14 protein-coding genes and 1 pseudogene are annotated in these 16,222 nt (G+C 73.6%); 11 read left to right on the forward strand and 4 right to left on the reverse strand.

The window, feature by feature from the left end; all coding sequences use genetic code 11:
- Positions 1 to 63: 63 nt before the first annotated feature.
- A complete protein-coding gene (locus tag ACWEJX_RS35340; protein ID WP_451611509.1) occupies positions 64 to 738 on the reverse strand; it encodes a lysophospholipid acyltransferase family protein in 675 nt (224 codons plus the stop codon).
- Between the two features lie 250 nt (positions 739 to 988).
- Here ACWEJX_RS35340 and ACWEJX_RS35345 point away from each other — a divergent pair, with 250 nt between their 5' ends.
- From ACWEJX_RS35345 to ACWEJX_RS35355, 3 genes are all read left to right on the forward strand, one after another.
- Positions 989 to 2,179, forward strand: coding sequence for a glycerophosphodiester phosphodiesterase (locus ACWEJX_RS35345; protein ID WP_451611510.1), 1,191 nt, complete (start codon positions 989 to 991; stop codon positions 2,177 to 2,179).
- A gap of 115 nt (positions 2,180 to 2,294) precedes the next feature.
- A complete protein-coding gene (locus tag ACWEJX_RS35350; RefSeq protein ID WP_451611511.1) occupies positions 2,295 to 2,840 on the forward strand; it encodes a sigma-70 family RNA polymerase sigma factor in 546 nt (181 codons plus the stop codon).
- Positions 2,841 to 2,877: 37 nt separating this feature from the next.
- Positions 2,878 to 3,366 carry a GNAT family N-acetyltransferase gene (locus ACWEJX_RS35355; protein WP_451611512.1) on the forward strand — a complete coding sequence of 163 codons (489 nt, stop codon included), beginning with the start codon at positions 2,878 to 2,880 and terminating at the stop codon, positions 3,364 to 3,366.
- 107 nt (positions 3,367 to 3,473) lie between these two features.
- Here ACWEJX_RS35355 and ACWEJX_RS35360 read toward each other — a convergent pair whose 3' ends face one another.
- Positions 3,474 to 3,926: a hypothetical protein gene (locus ACWEJX_RS35360; protein ID WP_451611513.1), complete on the reverse strand. Its 453-nt coding sequence runs from the start codon at positions 3,924 to 3,926 to the stop codon at positions 3,474 to 3,476.
- Between the two features lie 2 nt (positions 3,927 to 3,928).
- Positions 3,929 to 4,291, reverse strand: coding sequence for a hypothetical protein (locus ACWEJX_RS35365; RefSeq protein ID WP_403796910.1), 363 nt, complete (start codon positions 4,289 to 4,291; stop codon positions 3,929 to 3,931).
- A 601-nt stretch (positions 4,292 to 4,892) separates the two neighbouring features.
- Here ACWEJX_RS35365 and ACWEJX_RS35370 point away from each other — a divergent pair.
- The 8 genes from ACWEJX_RS35370 (at position 4,893) to ACWEJX_RS35405 (ending at position 15,722) form a co-directional block, all read left to right on the forward strand.
- Positions 4,893 to 5,975: a methionine ABC transporter ATP-binding protein gene (locus ACWEJX_RS35370; protein WP_451611514.1), complete on the forward strand. Its 1,083-nt coding sequence runs from the start codon at positions 4,893 to 4,895 to the stop codon at positions 5,973 to 5,975.
- Positions 5,972 to 6,640, forward strand: coding sequence for a methionine ABC transporter permease (locus ACWEJX_RS35375; protein WP_451611515.1), 669 nt, complete (start codon positions 5,972 to 5,974; stop codon positions 6,638 to 6,640). The genes ACWEJX_RS35370 and ACWEJX_RS35375 overlap by 4 nt, the downstream gene beginning before the upstream one ends.
- Before the next feature lie 100 nt (positions 6,641 to 6,740).
- Complete coding sequence (locus ACWEJX_RS35380) at positions 6,741 to 7,598, forward strand: MetQ/NlpA family ABC transporter substrate-binding protein (RefSeq protein ID WP_451611516.1); 858 nt, start codon at positions 6,741 to 6,743, stop codon at positions 7,596 to 7,598.
- Between the two features lie 177 nt (positions 7,599 to 7,775).
- Positions 7,776 to 8,411, forward strand: a complete 636-nt coding sequence (locus ACWEJX_RS35385; protein ID WP_451611517.1) for a GNAT family N-acetyltransferase — start codon at positions 7,776 to 7,778, stop codon at positions 8,409 to 8,411.
- Between the two features lie 56 nt (positions 8,412 to 8,467).
- Positions 8,468 to 9,661, forward strand: a complete 1,194-nt coding sequence (gene cbiE, locus ACWEJX_RS35390) for a precorrin-6y C5,15-methyltransferase (decarboxylating) subunit CbiE (RefSeq protein WP_451611518.1) — start codon at positions 8,468 to 8,470, stop codon at positions 9,659 to 9,661.
- A gap of 389 nt (positions 9,662 to 10,050) precedes the next feature.
- A complete protein-coding gene (gene cobT, locus ACWEJX_RS35395; protein WP_451611519.1) occupies positions 10,051 to 13,401 on the forward strand; it encodes a nicotinate-nucleotide--dimethylbenzimidazole phosphoribosyltransferase in 3,351 nt (1,116 codons plus the stop codon).
- A 196-nt stretch (positions 13,402 to 13,597) separates the two neighbouring features.
- Positions 13,598 to 14,842 (forward strand): uroporphyrinogen-III C-methyltransferase, encoded by a 1,245-nt coding sequence (cobA, locus tag ACWEJX_RS35400; RefSeq protein WP_451611520.1) that lies wholly within the window; start codon positions 13,598 to 13,600, stop codon positions 14,840 to 14,842.
- Between the two features lie 61 nt (positions 14,843 to 14,903).
- Positions 14,904 to 15,722: a TrmH family RNA methyltransferase gene (locus tag ACWEJX_RS35405; protein ID WP_451611521.1), complete on the forward strand. Its 819-nt coding sequence runs from the start codon at positions 14,904 to 14,906 to the stop codon at positions 15,720 to 15,722.
- 188 nt (positions 15,723 to 15,910) lie between these two features.
- Here ACWEJX_RS35405 and ACWEJX_RS35410 read toward each other — a convergent pair.
- Positions 15,911 to 16,222, reverse strand: a pseudogene (locus ACWEJX_RS35410) (serine/threonine protein kinase); the annotation flags it as partial.

Raw genomic sequence — 16,222 nt, forward strand, 5'->3', positions numbered from 1 at the left:
GCTGCCCTGTTCTGAAACGTTCTGGTGGGGGCGCCCCCACGTTCGTCTTCGCGTTCGCGTCCGTTACGCGGCTTCCTTCGCCTTCGTGGCGTACATGTCCACGTACTCCTGGCCCGACAGCCGCATGACCTCCGCCATCACCGAGTCCGTCACCGCGCGCAGCACGTACCGGTCGCGGTCCATGCCGTCGTAACGGGAGAACTCCATCGGCTCGCCGAAGCGGACCGTCACCCGGCCGGGGCGCGGGATGCCCGAGCCGCCCGGCTGGACCTTGTCGGTGCCGATCATCGCGAACGGCACCACCGGCGCGCCCGTCATCAGGGTGAGCCGGGCGATGCCGGTGCGGCCACGGTAGAGGCGCCCGTCGGGGGAGCGGGTGCCCTCGGGGTAGATGGAGAAGATCTTGCCCTCCTCCAGGACCCGACGGCCCGTCATCAGCGCGGCCACACCGCCGCGGCCACCGTCGCGGTCCACCGGGATCATGCCGACGCTGGTGAAGAACCAGGCCATCAGCCGGCCCTTGACGCCCTTGCCCTTCACGTACTCGTCCTTGCCGATGAAGAAGGCCGGACGGTCCAGGCAGATCGGCATGATCATCGAGTCGATGAAGGTCAGGTGGTTGCCCGCGAGGATGACCGGCCCGGTGCCGGGGATGTTCTCGGCGCCCTCGACGCGAGGCCGGAACATGAGGCGCAGGACCGGGCTCAGGATGGCCTTCATGATCGCGAGACGGGACAACGGTTCCTCCGGTGTCGGGGCGGTGTCGGGGCGGTGCGGCTCGGGACGGAGCCGACGGTGTGCAGGTGGCGACGATACTCGCGGGTCACGGTGTGTCGCACATCGGGTTCACGGAGTGGATACGCGGTGTTGACGTGTGTTTCCGCCATGTTCCGCCCAGGTCTGCCGCACGGAGGGCCGCGACGCCTACCGTCGTGCCCGTCTTTGACAGGTGCGGGACATCACACCGAAGCTCACCGAAGGAGTGTTCATGACCCAGCCCGAGCGCCGGACCCCGGCCCGACGAGCGGTCCTCGGAGCGGCCGGAGCCGCGGTCCTGGGCGGCTCCACCGTCCTCGCCGGCGGCACCGCGCAGGCCGTCCGGTCGGCCGTCGCCGGCGACGGCGAGCCGGCCGCCCGCAGCCAGGGCCGCGGCCGCGGCTACCGCGGGCTGCCCGTCCCGTACGTCATCGGCCACCGCGGCGCCAGCGGCTACCGCCCCGAACACACCCTCGGCTCCTACCAGCTCGCCCTCGACCTCGGCGCCCACGTCATCGAGCAGGACCTCGTCCCCACCAAGGACGGCCACCTGGTCTGCCGCCACGAGAACGAGATCGGCGGCACCACCGACGTCGCCGAACACCCCGAGTTCGCCTCCCGCAGGACCACGAAGACCGTCGACGGCACCGCCGTCACCGGCTGGTTCACCGAGGACTTCACGCTCGCCGAGCTCAAGACCCTGCGGGCCAAGGAGCGCATCCCCGCCGTCCGCCAGCGGAACACCCTCTACGACGGCCGCTGGGCCGTGCCCACCTTCGAGGAGGTGCTGCGCTGGGCCGAGGACGAGGGCCGCCGCCTCGGCCGCGAGGTGTGGCTGCACGTCGAGACCAAGCACCCCACCTACTTCCGCTCCATCGGCCTCCCCCTGGAGGAGCGGCTCGCCGGCCTGCTGCGCCGTTACGGACGCCACCGCGCGAACTCCCCGCTCTTCCTCCAGTCCTTCGAGCCCAGCAGCATCCAGCGGCTCGCCGAACTGGTGGACTCCCCGCGCGTCGTGCTGCTCTCCGCCGCCACCAGCCGTCCCTACGACTTCGTCGCCGCCGGCGACCCGCGCACGGTCGCCGACCTGGTCACACCCGAGGGACTGCGCTGGATCGCCTCGTACGCGCAGGGCATCGGGCCCACCATCGACCTGATCCTGCCCCGCGACGCGAGCGGCCGGCTCGGCACCGAGACCACGCTCGTCCGCGACGCGCACGCCGAGGACCTGATCCTCCACCCGTACACGCAGCGCAACGAGAACACCTTCCTGCCGGTGGAGTACCGGAAGGGCACCGACCCGACGGCGTACGGCGACGCGTTCGGAGTGCTGAAGCGCTACTTCGAGACCGGCATCGACGCGATCTTCTCCGACAACTCGGACACGGCGCTGCTGGCGGCGGCGGACTTCGCGGGCCGCTGACGCTTCACCTCCGTACCTCCGTACCTCCGTACACCTCCGTACCTCCGTACCTCCGACCGGGTGATTCACGGCCGGGCCCGCAACCGGGCCCGGCCGGCCCCGCATCGTGGCGGGCATGACCTCCCGCACCTCCCGCACCTCCCGCGAATCCCTGCTCACCACCCTCACGCCGCTGCTCGCCGCGGAGTCCCGGGCCGAGGCGTCGGCGGCCGGCGTCGAGGCGGGCGACCTCGAACAGGCCGTGTGGCTGCGGCTCCTGGAGCGCATCGAGGAGGACGGGGCCGCGCCCGAGCGGCCCGCCGAGTGGCTGCGCCGGGCCGTACGGGCCGAGGCGCGCCGGGCCCGCCGCGCGCACGCCCGCGAGCGGCCGTACCGCGGCGAACCGGCCCCGGTTCCCGAGACGTCGTCACCGGAGGGGTCCGCGCTGGTCGCCGAGCGCCGCCGCACCGTGCGGGCCGCCGTGCGCCGCACCCCCGGTCACTGCCCGCGGCTGCTGACCGCGATGCTGCACCCGGATGACCCGACCTACCGGGAAATCGCAGGGGCGTTGGGTATCTCACAGGGGAGTCTGGGGCCGATGCGTTCCCGTTGCCTGGGATGCCTGCGCAGAATGCTGGCTGCGGAGGTTCCCGGCACCGGCGTGCGGGGAAGGGTGCCGTAGACCGACGGCGGATCAGGTGAGCGGGAGGCATGCACACATGGGCATGAGCGTGACGATCTCAGCGGCGGACGCGGCCGAGGACGCGGAGAGCATCCTCAAGCTGCAGTACCTCGCCTACCAGCGTGAGGCCGAGATCTACCAGGACTGGTCCATCGAACCGCTCACCCAGTCACTGGCCGAGCTGCGTGCCGAACTCGTCGAGGGCACGGCCTTCGTCGCCCGCCTCGGCGACGAGATCGTCGCCTCCGTGCGCGGCCGGCTCGACGAGGACGGCACCGTGCGGATCGCCAAGCTCATCGTCCACCCGCGGATGCAGCGCCACGGCCTCGGCGGCCGGCTGCTCGACGCCATCGAGGGCCACTTCGCCGGCGAGCCGACCCCGGCCCCCGCCAAGCGCTTCCAGCTCTTCACCGGCCACCGCAGCGAGGGCAACCTGCGGCTCTACCGCAGCAAGGGGTACGAGCAGGTCGCCACCCGCGAGGTGGGCCCGACGCTGACCCTGGTCACCCTGGAGAAGGCGGCCTAGGCGACCCCGGGCCCCGGACGGCCGCGTCGGTCGGACGGCCGCGTCGGTCGGACGCGTCGGTCGGACGGCCGCGTCGGTCGGACGCGTCGGTCGGACGGCCGCGTCCGTCAGACGGCCGCGCGCGCCTTCCGCAGCCACCAGATGCCGGTCAGCGGAAGCAGCACCGGGATGAAGACGTAGCCGTAGCCGTAGTCCGACCAGACCGTCGCATCCGGGAACGCCGACGGTTCGACCAGGGTCCAGGTGCCCACGGTCAGTACGCCCGCGAGTTCGGCGGCGCAGCACACCAGCGCCGCCTTCCGGGCCGTCTCCCCGCCCCGCACGAGCGTGTACGTGATGAACGCGTAGACCACGGCGGCGACGGCCGAGAGGCTGTACGCCAGCGGCGCGCGGTCGAAGTCGGTGGCGATCTGGTAGATCGAGCGGGAGACCGCGCCCACCGACATCACGCCGTACAGCCAGACGACCACCATGCCCGGGCCCGACACCAGCCGCCCGGCCCGCCGCCCCTCGGTCCCGCCCTCGGCCACGGTCCCGGCCCCGTTCTCGGTCGCGGTCATGATCAGCCCACCGTCCAGATGTCGTAGAGACGCACTTCGAGGACGGCGAGCACGACCGCGCCCGCCGTCACGGTCGCCGAACCCCACTTGCTGCGCTCGGTGAGCGACATGAGGCCGGCCGCCGGCACCGCGCACAGCGCGCCGACGAGGTAGGCGATGAAGATCGTCGTACCCTCGTCGGCCTTCTCGCCGCGCGCCAGCTGCACGATTCCGACCACGAGCTGCACCAGGGCGAGGAAGGTCACCACGGCCATGCCGATGAAGTGCCAGTCCTTGGTGGACTGGTCACGGCTGAAGGCGAAGCCGCACCAGGCGGCGAGGGCGAGCGCGGCCACCGAGACCGCGACCGTCAGGGCGTCAAGCATGCGCCCGAGGGTATTACGGGCCGAATGGCCCGATGCGCGCGGCCCCACCCCGGAGGCCGTGGCGCGAGGCGCCGGGCAGTGGTCTTGACCACACCCACACCGCACCCGCGCCCCGGGCGCGGGTGCCGCCGCCCCGGCGGTGACCCGTCGCGCCCGGGATCGACCCAGGCCACGCCCGGGGGAGCGGGGACCGCCGCCGGTCCGGGGCCGCACCGCCGTACGCACTCCTGTCCGGATGTCGTCTCAGCGATGTCCGCTATTCGGACACTCCCCTTTCGTTCGCAGCTGCGCATGCTTTACTTGCAGCCATGACCACGACGAGCAGCCGCAACCTTGCGACCGAGGCGAACCAGACGCCCGGTGCTCGTTGTATGTGTCGAATGTGCGCCAACTGAGGGCCCCCGCCTGAGCTCGCGCCCCGAAGCGAGCCCCGACGGCCGAGCCGGTCCCGCCAATCCAGGCGTCGGACCGAGCCGCCCTCGCGCACGCGCCGCCCGCCGGTCACATCCAGCGGCCGGCCGCCCTGCGCCTGACTGTCCTCATGACGAAAGCCGTGCACGGCGGACCCATGCGCCGCGCACTCGACAGTGACGGAAACCCTGTGATCACCACTACGGGCCTGACCAAGGTCTACGAGTCGCGAGGCCGCCAGGTCACCGCTCTGGACGGTGTCGACCTCCACGTCCGCGAGGGCGAGGTGTTCGGCGTGATCGGCCAGAGCGGCGCCGGCAAGTCCTCGCTCATCCGCTGCGTCAACCTTCTGGAGCGCCCCACCTCCGGCACCGTGACCGTCGACGGCGTCGACCTCACCGCCCTCGCCGGCAAGGGCCGCCGCGCGGGCAAGGACCTGCGCCGGGCGCGCAGCAGCATCGGCATGGTCTTCCAGCACTTCAACCTGCTGTCCTCGCGCACCGTCAAGGACAACATCGAGCTCCCCCTGGAGATTCTCGGCGTCTCCGGCGCCGAGCGCTCCCGCCGCGCCCTGGAACTCCTCGACCTCGTCGGCCTCGCCGACAAGGCCAAGGCGTACCCCGGCCAGCTCTCCGGCGGCCAGAAGCAGCGCGTCGGCATCGCCCGCGCCCTGGCCGGCGAGCCCAAGGTGCTGCTCTCCGACGAGGCCACCAGCGCCCTCGACCCGGAGACCACCCGCTCCATCCTCCAGCTCCTGCGCGACCTCAACCAGCAGCTCGGCCTCACCGTCCTGCTGATCACGCACGAGATGGACGTCGTCAAGACCATCTGCGACTCGGCCGCCCTCATGCAGAAGGGCCGCATCGTCGAGTCCGGCACCGTCGGCGAACTGCTCGCCACGGCCGGCTCGCAGCTGGCCGCCGAGCTGTTCCCGGTCAGCGGCGCCGCCACCGGCCCCGAGCACACGGTCGTCGACGTCACGTTCCACGGCGAGACCGCCACCCAGCCGGTGATCTCGCAGCTCTCCCGTACGTACAACATCGACATCTCGATCCTCGGCGCCGCCATGGACACCGTCGGCGGCCGCCAGATCGGCCGGATGCGCATCGAACTCCCCGGCCGCTACGAGGAGAACGTCGTCCCCGTCGGCTTCCTGCGCGAGCAGGGCCTCCAGGTCGAGATCGTCGAAGACGCGCAGAACGCGCAGAACGCGCAGGTGCCCGCGCAGGCCCCCACCGAGGCCCCCGCGCTGGTCAAGGAAGGTGCCAAGTGACCTGGTCCGAGATGCAGCCGCTGCTCGAGCAGGGCACCGTCGACACCCTCTACATGGTCCTGTGGGCCACCGTCGTCACCATCCTCGGCGGCCTCCCCCTCGGCATCCTCCTCGTCCTCACCGACAAGGGCGGACTGCTGCAGAACCGGCCGGTGAACAAGGTCGTCGGCGCGATCGTGAACGTGGGCCGCTCGCTGCCCTTCATCATCCTGCTGATCGCCCTGATCCCCTTCACCACCTTCGTCGTCGGCACCTTCATCGGACCGACCGCGATGATCGTGCCGCTCGCCATCGGCGCCATCCCGTTCTTCGCGCGCCTCGTCGAGACCGCCATCCGCGAGGTCGACCACGGGCTCGTCGAAGCCGTCCAGTCCATGGGCGGCGGCATCCCCACCATCGTCCGCAAGGTGCTGCTCCCGCAGGCCCTGCCGTCCCTGGTCTCCGCCGTCACCACCACCGTGATCGTGCTCATCGGCTACTCCGCCATGGCCGGTGCGGTCGGCGGCGAGGGCCTCGGATCCAAGGCCATCACCTACGGATACCAGCGCTTCGACACCACCTTCATGCTCGTGACCGTCGTCGTCCTGGTCGTGATCGTGACCGTCGTCCAGCTCATCGGAGACGGCGCCGTCCGCCTCCTCGCCCGCCGCGGCCGCGCCTCGTAACCGCCCGCCGCGCCGGACCCCAGACTTCGCAACCCGAAGAAACAGCCCGGACTTGTTGTCCAGGCGAAGTATCCGCTCCACCCGGAAAGAGGCACTCTTCGTGCGCAAGAACATCAAGCTCACCGCGGGCATCGCCGCCACCGCCGCCCTCGCCCTCGGCCTGACCGCCTGCGGCACCTCCTCCGACCCGTCCTCCACCAAGGACGGCGCCGGCTCGGCCGACAAGCCGCTGGTCGTCGCCGCGTCCCCGACGCCGCACGCCGACATCCTCAACTTCGTCAAGGACAACCTCGCCGCGAAGGCCGGCCTGAAGCTGGAGGTGAAGGAGTTCACGGACTACGTCCTGCCGAACACCGCCACCGAGTCCGGCCAGGTCGACGCCAACTACTTCCAGCACAAGCCGTACCTCGACGACTTCAACAAGAAGAACGGCACCCACATCGTCCCGGTGGTCAACGTCCACCTGGAGCCGCTCGGCCTCTACTCCAAGAAGGTCAAGTCGGTGAAGGACATCAAGGCCGGCCAGACCGTGGCCGTCCCCAACGACACCACCAACGAGGGCCGCGCCCTCCACCTGCTCGCCGACAACGGCCTCATCACCCTGAAGCCCGGCATCGGCACCGACGCCAAGCTCTCCGACATCACCGACAAGAAGGGCCTGGAGTTCAAGGAGCTGGAGGCCGCCACCGTGCCCCGCGCCCTGAACGACGTCGACGCCGCCGTCATCAACGGCAACTACGCCATCGAGGCCAAGCTGTCCCCGGCGAAGGACGCCCTCGCCCTGGAGAAGGCGGAGGGCAACCCCTACGCCAACTTCCTCGCCGTCAAGGCCGGCAACGAGAAGGACGCCCGCGTGCAGAAGCTCGCCAAGCTCCTCAACTCGCCCGAGGTGAAGAAGTACATCGAGGACACCTACAAGGGCTCGGTGGTCCCGGCCTTCGGCGCCGCCGCCCAGTAGTCCTCGCGTACCACCCCCGTGGACCGCGCCCACGCGGTACCGTCCACTGCCCAGAAGGCCCCGCGCGCCCCGTCCGGCGCGCGGGGCCTTCGGCTCACCCGTGTCACCCGCGCATGCGCGGCGACAGCCGCATGCTGCATGCTGTCCGTTCACGGTCATTCACGTATGGAGTTGCGCATGACTACGACCTTCCCGTCCCTCTCCATCAGCACGGACCGGTTGGAGCTGCGCCCCTTCGAGGAGGCCGACATCCCCGCGTTCACCGAGATGATGAACGACGAGCTCGTGGTCGCCTGGACCTCCGCACCGCACCCGTACACCCGCGCCCACGCCGAGGAATGGGTCCGCAGGATCGCTCCTGCGGAACGCGCCGAGGGCCGCGGTATCGTCTTCGCCGTCACCGAGTTCCTCACCCAGCGCCTGGTCGGCACCGTCCACCTCCACCACACCGACTGGCGCACCCGCGCGACCGAGGTCGCCTACGTCACCGCCCCCTGGGCCCGCGGCGAGGGATACGCCACCGAATCCGTCCTCGCCGTCGCCCAGTGGCTCTTCGGCGACCGCGGCTTCGAACGCCTCGAACTGCGCACCGCCGCCGACAACACCGCCTCCCAGCAGGTCGCCCAGAAGATCGGCTGCATCAGCGAGGGCGTGCTCCGCAACGCCTGGATAGCGCGCAGCCAGACCGAGAGCGGTGAATGGACCGACATCCGCACCGACCTCATCGTGTGGAGCCTGCTCCCCGAGGACCTCGACGGCGTCGCCGACCAGATGTCCGAGGCGGGCCTCTCCACCTACGCCGACTGGGGCTGACCGCCCGGGTAGGCTCGACAGGCCCCCGACCCGCACACCCAGGGAGACAGAAACAGATGGCCGACCGGGTCACGGTGATCGGCTGGGACGGCTCGCCCCTCACCGAGGCGGCCCGGTCCGCGCTCGCCGCCGCCACGCTCGTGGCCGGCGCCGCGCACCACCTGGCGCTTCCCGAGGTACCGGCCGCCGCCGAACGCGTCCGGCTCGGCAGCGTCGACCTCGCCGCCCGCCGCATCGCCGTCCACCGCGGCACCGCCGTCGTCCTCGCCGACGGCGACCCCGGCCTCTTCGGCGTCGTCCGCACCCTGCGCGCCCCCGAACACGGCCTGGAAGTCGAGGTCGTGCCCGCCGTCTCCTCCGTCGCCGCCGCCTTCGCCCGGGCCGGCATGCCCTGGGACGACGCCCGCGTCGTCGTCGCCCACCAGCGCACCCTGCGCCGCGCCGTCAACGTCTGCCGCGCCCACCCCAAGGTCGCCGTCCTCACCTCGCCCGGCGCCGGTCCCGCCGAACTCGCCCTGCTCCTCGACGGAGTCCACCGCACCTTCGTCATCTGCGAGGAGCTCGGCACCGAACGCGAACAGGTCACCGTCCTCACCTCCGACAAGGCCGCCGACCACGTCTGGCGCGACCCCAACGTCGTCCTCGTCATCGGCGGCGGCTCCACCGGCAGCGCCCCCGCGGGCGGCTGGCTGATGGGCCACGACACCCCGGCGGTACGCGGCTGGGCGCTGCCCGCCGAGGACACCGGCGGCCACACCGGCCAGGACCCCACCCTGCGCGCCGCCCAACTCGGCCGCCTGGGCCCGCGCGTCGGCGACCTCGTCTGGGACGTCGGCTGCGCCGGCGGTGCCTTCGCCGTCGAGGCCGCCCGCCTCGGCGCCGCCGTCATCGCCGTCGACGCCGACCCCGAGGCCTGCGCCCGCACCGAGACCGCCGCCCGCGCCGCCGGCGTCCAGCTCCAGGCCGTCCCCGGGCGCGCCCCGCACGTACTCGAACGGCTCCCCGAGCCCGATGTCGTACGCATCGGAGGCGGCGGCGTCCCCGTCGTCACCGCCTGCGCCGACCGCAGGCCCGAACGGATCGTCGCGCACGCCGCCACCCGCGACGAGGCCGAGGCCATGAGCAACGCCCTGTCCGACGGCGGCTACGAGGTCGAGTGCGCCCTGCTGCAGACCGTCGGCCTCGACCCGGCCGACTGGACCGAGCGCGCCCGATCCGTCGTCTTCCTCCTGTCCGGCCGCCGGACCTGACGCCCCCTCGCGGGCATCTCCCGCGGACTCCCTGGCGGACTCCCTCGCGAACTCCGCCGCGTCTCACGGGGCCCCACCCGTGATCGCGCCGCCCACCGAGCGGGGTAGGCTGGCCGATTGTTGTACCGCCCCCGGACAGCCGGCGGTTTGTTCTCCAATGTCCGGAAAAAGGGGCCCTCTTGGACCCCTGGTGTGGTACGGAGCAACCGGGGGACCGCGCGACGTGGCGCAGTCCACAGCGCACCGTGGCGGATCCGCCTGCCACGATGGCCGAAGACCGCGACAATGCATGGGTGTCCGCTGGTCTCGTGCCGAGCGGCGCGCACGCTCGTTCTTGTCGACGGGCGCAGGTCTGAAGGAGCACAACCGATGGGCGAGGGGTACGCAGCATGACGGACACCGGCCAGATCCCCGGCGAGGGGCTGCCGGAGAACGCGGGCACGGTCGAGCAGCCGGGCGTCCCCGCCCCCGGCGCGTTCACCTACCCGAGCCCCTCCGAGGACACAGCCAGCGCAGCCGACGCGGCCCACGCGGCGCACGCGGTCGAGGACGACGAAGTACTCCTGATGCCGGGCGCGCAGGGCGCCTGGAGCGAGCAGCCGCCGGGCGTCACGCCCGCGCCGCCGGTCACCGTGCCCGCCCCGCCGGCGATGGACGTCGACCCGCTGACCGCCCCCCTGGAGCAGGTCACCGGCGCCACCCCGGCGCAGGGCGTCCCGCTGCCCCCGCTGCCCACCCCCGCGCACGGCGTGCCCCTGACCGCCCCGCAGGAGCAGCCCGTCGTCACCGAGCACGGCTACGAGCCCGGCATCCTCGACACGGGCGCCCACGAGGCGGCCGGCCGCGACTCCGGCTCCGTCGACCTCGGTGGCGTCCGCATGCCCGAGCCGCAGGCCGCGCCCACCCCGCCGCCCGCCCGCCGTCCGCTGCACATGGGCCCGCCCGTGCCGCCGGACGCCACCGGCGGCGTGGTCCGCTCGCTCGCCGACCGCGGCCCGGCCGCGCCGGTCGCCGCCCCGCAGCCCGTGCCCGTACCGGCACCCGCGGCCGCCACCGCGCCGGCCCCGATGCCCGTTCCCACGCCCGGCCCGCCGACCATGGGCCCGGAGTACCTGGACATCCCGCAGGACCAGCAGACCGCCCCGCAGGGCGCCGTGCCGTGGACCGCCCAGCCGCAGCAGGCCGCGGCCCCCGTGGCCGCGCCGGCGGAGGCGGCCGTCCCGCCGGTCGCCCAGTTCGTCCCGGTCGAGGGCTCCGTCCCGACCGCCCCCCACCTTGCCCCGACCCCGCAGCCGGAGCCCGTTCCCGAGCCGCAGCCGGTCGCCGAGCAGGCCCCGGTGGCCGCGGAGGCGCCCGTGGCGGAGGCGCCGGCGGCCGCCGAGCCGGCCGTCGCCGAGCCGGTGGCCGAGGCCCCCGCCGAGGAGCCGGTCGTCGAGCCCGAGCCCGTACCCGTACCGGCCGCCGAAGCCGAGCCGGTCGCCCAGGAGGCCCCGGCCGCCGTCCCCGCCCCGCGCGAGGCCGAGCCGGAGGCCCCGGCCGAGTCCGCCGCCGAGCAGCCCGTCCCGGTGGCGGAGGCGCCCGTGACGGCGGAGCCCGTGGCGGAGGCCCCGGCTCCGGTCGAGGCGGCCGCCGAGCAGGTCCCGGTCGCCGCCGAGGGCACCCCGGAGCAGCAGCCCGACGCCGCCCCGGAGGCGCCGGAGCAGCCGGCCGCCGCGGAGGCCCCGGTGGCCGCCGCCCCCGAGGCCCCGCAGGAAGCCGCGCAGACGCCGGAGGCCGAGGCCGAAGTCCAGCCCGCGGCCCCGGCCGAAGACGCCCCGGCCGAAGACGCCCCGGCCGAAGGGACCGGCGCGGCGGCAGCGGCCCCCACGGCAGAGGCCCCGGCGGCCGAAGTCCCGGTGGCCGAAGCCCCGGCGGCCGAAGCCCCGGCGGCCGAGGCCCCGGCGGCCGAAGCCCCCACGGCGGAGGCCCAGCCCGAGGCCGAGCAGCCGCAGCAGGAGACCCCGGTCACCGAACGGGCCCCGGGCTACGACGAGGCCGAGCGCGAGGCCGTGCTGCGCGTGATGCGCGAGCGCCGCGACATCCGCAACGGCTTCCGCCCGGACCCGATCCCGCACGAGGTGCTGCTCCGCGTCCTGGAGGCGGCCCACACGGCGCCGTCCGTCGGCCACTCGCAGCCGTGGGACTTCGTCGTCATCCGGTCCGCGGAGACGCGCCGGACGATGCACGAGCTCGCCGCGACCCAGCGCGAGGCATACGCCAAGTCGCTGCCCAAGGGCCGGGCCAAGCAGTTCAAGGAACTGAAGATCGAGGCCATCCTCGACACCCCGGTGAACATCGTCGTGACCGCCGACCCGACCCGGGGCGGCCGCCACACCCTCGGCCGCTACACGCAGCCGCAGATGGCCCCGTACTCCTCGGCGCTCGCCGTCGAGAACCTCTGGCTCGCCGCGCGCGCCGAGGGCCTGGGCGTCGGCTGGGTCAGCTTCTTCGACGAGCGCGAGATGGTCCGCGCCCTCGGCCTGCCCGAGCACCTCGAAGTGGTCGCCTACCTCTGCGTCGGCTACGTCGACGAGTTCCCGGACGAGCCCGAGTTGATGCAGGCGGGCTGGTCCAAGCGCCGCCCGCTGTCCTGGGTGGTCCACGAGGAGACGTACGGCCGCCGCGCGCTGCCCGGCGAGGAGCCGCACGACCTGCTCCAGGAGACCGTCGCCAACATCCGCCCGCTGGACGCCAAGGCGCTCGGCGAGGCCTGGGAGCGGCAGAAGCGCATGACGAAGCCCGCCGGGGCGCTCGGCATGCTGGAGATCATCTCCGCGCAGCTCGCCGGGCTCTCCCGGGTCTGCCCGCCGCCGATCCCGGAGCCGGCCGCCGTCGCGATCTTCGCCGGTGACCACGGCGTGCACGCCCAGGGCGTCACCGCCTGGCCGCAGGAGGTCACCGGCCAGATGGTCGCGAACTTCCTCGGCGGGGGAGCGGTCTGCAACGCGTTCGCCAACCAGGTGGGCGCCGAGGTCTGCGTCATCGACGTGGGCGTCGCGGGCGACCTGCCCTCCACCCCGGGCCTGCTGCCGCGCAAGGTCAAGCCGGGCACCGCCGACTTCACCATCGGCCAGGCCATGACCCGCGAAGAGGCCGTCGCCGCCATCGAGGTGGGCATCGAGACGGCCCGCGACCTGGTGGCCGCCGGCAACAAGGCGCTGCTCACCGGCGAGATGGGCATCGCGAACACCACCGCGTCCGCGGCCCTCATCGCGGTCTACACCGGTGTGGACCCGACCGAGGTCACCGGCCGCGGCACGGGCATCAACGACGAGATGCACGCCCGCAAGGTGGACGTGGTCCGCCGTGCGCTCGACCTCCACAAGCCGGACCCGGCGGACCCGATCGGGGTCCTGGCGGCGATCGGCGGCCTGGAGCACGCGGCGCTCGTCGGCCTCATCCTGGGTGCGGCCTCGCTCCGTACCCCGGTCATCCTGGACGGCGTCTCCACCGGCGCGGCCGCGCTCGTGGCCCGGGCCATCGCGCCCGAGTCCCTCGCGGCCTGCATCGCCGGCCACCGCAGCGCCGAGCCGGGCCACGTCGCCGCCCTCAACAAGCTGGGCCTGCGCCCGCTGGTCGACCTGGACCTCCGCCTCGGCGAGGGCACGGGCGCGCTCCTCGCCCTCCCGGTGGTGCAGAGCGCGGCGCGCGCGATGCACGAGGTGGCCACGTTCGACTCGGCCGGCGTCACCGAGAAGTAGCAGCGAACGCAGCAGCGAGACGTCCCCCACTCCCCAGGAACGACCGGGAGTGGGGGACGTGCACATCCCCCGCGCACCGACCGACGGCGCTCGGCCGAGGGGACATCCGTCACAGAGTGAAGCCCGCAGGTCACCGATAGGGTGAGGTGCGCCAAGCACCGCCCGAGACCCGCCGCCCCGAGGAGCCGCCCGCACCATGGCCGAGCACGCCGAGCACCCCGCCTACCCCGTCGGACTGCGCCTCGCCGGCCGCCGCGTCGTCGTGTTCGGCGGCGGCCAGGTCGCCCAGCGCAGGCTGCCCGCGCTGATCGCGGCGGGCGCGCGGGTCACCCTGGTCTCTCCCTCGGCCACCCCCTCCGTGGACGCGATGGCCGAGGCCGGCGAGATCACCTGGATCAAGCGCCGGTACGAGGAGGGCGACCTGGCCGACGCCTGGTACGCGCTCGTCGCGACCAGCGACCCGGTCGCGAACGCCGCCATCTCCGCCGAGGCCGAGCGGACGAAGACCTGGTGCGTGCGCTCGGACGACGCCGAGGCGGCCACCGCGTGGACCCCGGCGACCGGGGCCAGTGAGGGCGTGACGGTCGCGGTGCTCACCGGCCACGACCCGCGCCGCTCGGCGGCCGTGCGGGACGCGATCGTGGAGGGCCTGCGCGACGGTTCGCTCGCGGCGCCCGCGCACCGCGCCCGTACCCCGTTCGTCGCCCTGGTGGGCGGCGGCCCCGGCGACCCGGACCTGATCACGGTCCGCGGCCGGCGCCTGCTCGCCGAGGCGGACGTGGTGATCGCGGACCGGCTCGGCCCGCGCGACCTGCTGAGCGAGCTGCCGCCGCACGTCGAGGTCATCGACGCCGCGAAGATCCCGTACGGCCGGTACATGGCCCAGGAGGCCATCAACAACGCGCTGATCGAGCACGCGAAGCAGGGCAGGTCGGTGGTCCGCCTGAAGGGCGGCGACCCGTTCGTCTTCGGCCGCGGCATGGAGGAGGCGCAGGCGCTGGCCGCCGCGGGCATCCCGTGCACGGTGGTGCCGGGCATCTCCAGCTCGATCTCCGTGCCGGGCGCGGTCGGCATCCCGGTCACGCACCGGGGCGTGGCGCACGAGTTCACAGTCGTGAGCGGCCACGTCGCGCCCGACGACCCGCGTTCCCTGGTCGACTGGGGCTCGCTCGCGAAGCTGACCGGGACCCTCGTGATCCTCATGGGCGTCGACAAGATCGGCAAGATCGCGGAGACGCTGATCGCGCACGGCAAGTCGCCGGACACCCCGCTGGCCCTGGTCCAGGAGGGCACGACGGCCACCCAGCGCCGGGTGGACGCGACGCTGGCGACGGTGGCGGACACGGTGAAGGCCGAGGAGGTGCGCCCGCCGGCGGTGATCGTCATCGGCGACGTGGTGCACGAGGGCCCGAACAAGCCGCCGCAGCCCTCGGACCACTAGCGGGTCCCGTCCCGCACCCCTTCGCATTGGCACCACCCCAGGAACAGGGCAGTATCACCTCGTGGCCGAACTCATCACGATCGACGACCCCGACGACCCGCGTCTGCGCGACTACACCGGACTGACCGATGTCGAGCTGCGCCGCAGACGCGAGCCCGCCGAGGGCCTGTTCATCGCCGAGGGCGAGAAGGTCATCCGCCGCGCCAAGGACGCCGGCTACGAGATGCGCTCGATGCTGCTCTCGGCGAAGTGGGTCGACGTCATGCGCGACGTCATCGACGAACTCCCGGCTCCGGTGTACGCGGTGAGCCCGGACCTGGCCGAGCGCGTGACGGGTTACCACGTGCACCGCGGCGCGCTGGCCTCGATGCAGCGCAAGCCGCTGCCGACGGCGCCGGAGCTGCTCGCGGGCGCCCGCCGGGTGGCGGTGATGGAGGCGGTGAACGACCACACCAACATCGGTGCGATCTTCCGCAGCGCGGCGGCGCTCGGCATGGACGCGGTGCTGCTGTCCCCGGACTGCGCGGACCCGCTGTACCGCCGTTCCGTGAAGGTCTCCATGGGCGCGGTGTTCTCGGTGCCGTACGCCCGCCTGGACACCTGGCCGCGCGGCCTGGAGGCGGTCCGCGAGGCGGGCTTCAAGCTGCTCGCGCTGACCCCGGCGGACCGGGCGGCCTCGATCGACGAGGCGGCCCCGCACAAGCTGGACCGGGTGGCGCTGATGCTGGGCGCGGAGGGCGACGGCCTGTCGACGCAGGCGCTGCGCGCGGCGGACGAATGGGTCCGCATCCCGATGGCGCACGGCGTGGACTCGCTGAACGTGGGCGCCGCCGCCGCGGTGGCCTTCTACGCGGTGACGAGCGGCCGCCCGCAGGCCTGAGGCGCCTGCGCCGCTTCCGTAGCGGCAGGCCCGTGGCGGCCTGCGACGCCTGCGCCGCTTCCGTAGCGGCATGCTCGCGGCGGCCTGCGACGCCTCCGCCGCTTCCGTAGCGGCAGGCCCGCGGCGTCAGCCCTGCAGTGCCGGCGGCGCCGGCCCGCACCACCTGCGCGGTGCCGACCTCGGCGGCGTCAGCCCTGCAGCGCCTGCGCCGCCGCGATGCCCAGTGCCACGACCAGCGTCACGACGACGAAGACGAAGATCCGCTGCCGCAGCAACCGGGGGTTGGCGGGCCGCAGCCCGGTGGAGGTGCTGCGGCCGCCCGGCCGGGACTGCGAGGCCCGGGAGCCCCCGCCCGTACGCGAGGACGACGGCCGGGAAGCCGCGGGCCGGGCGCCGACCGGCCGCCCCTGCCCGCCGGTGGGCCGGTCGCCGGCCGACCGGCGCTCGCCGCGCTCGCCGCCGCGCTCGCCGCCGCGCTCAGGCGCCCGCTCGCCCGCCCG

Source organism: Streptomyces sp. NPDC004788 (assembly GCF_053601115.1).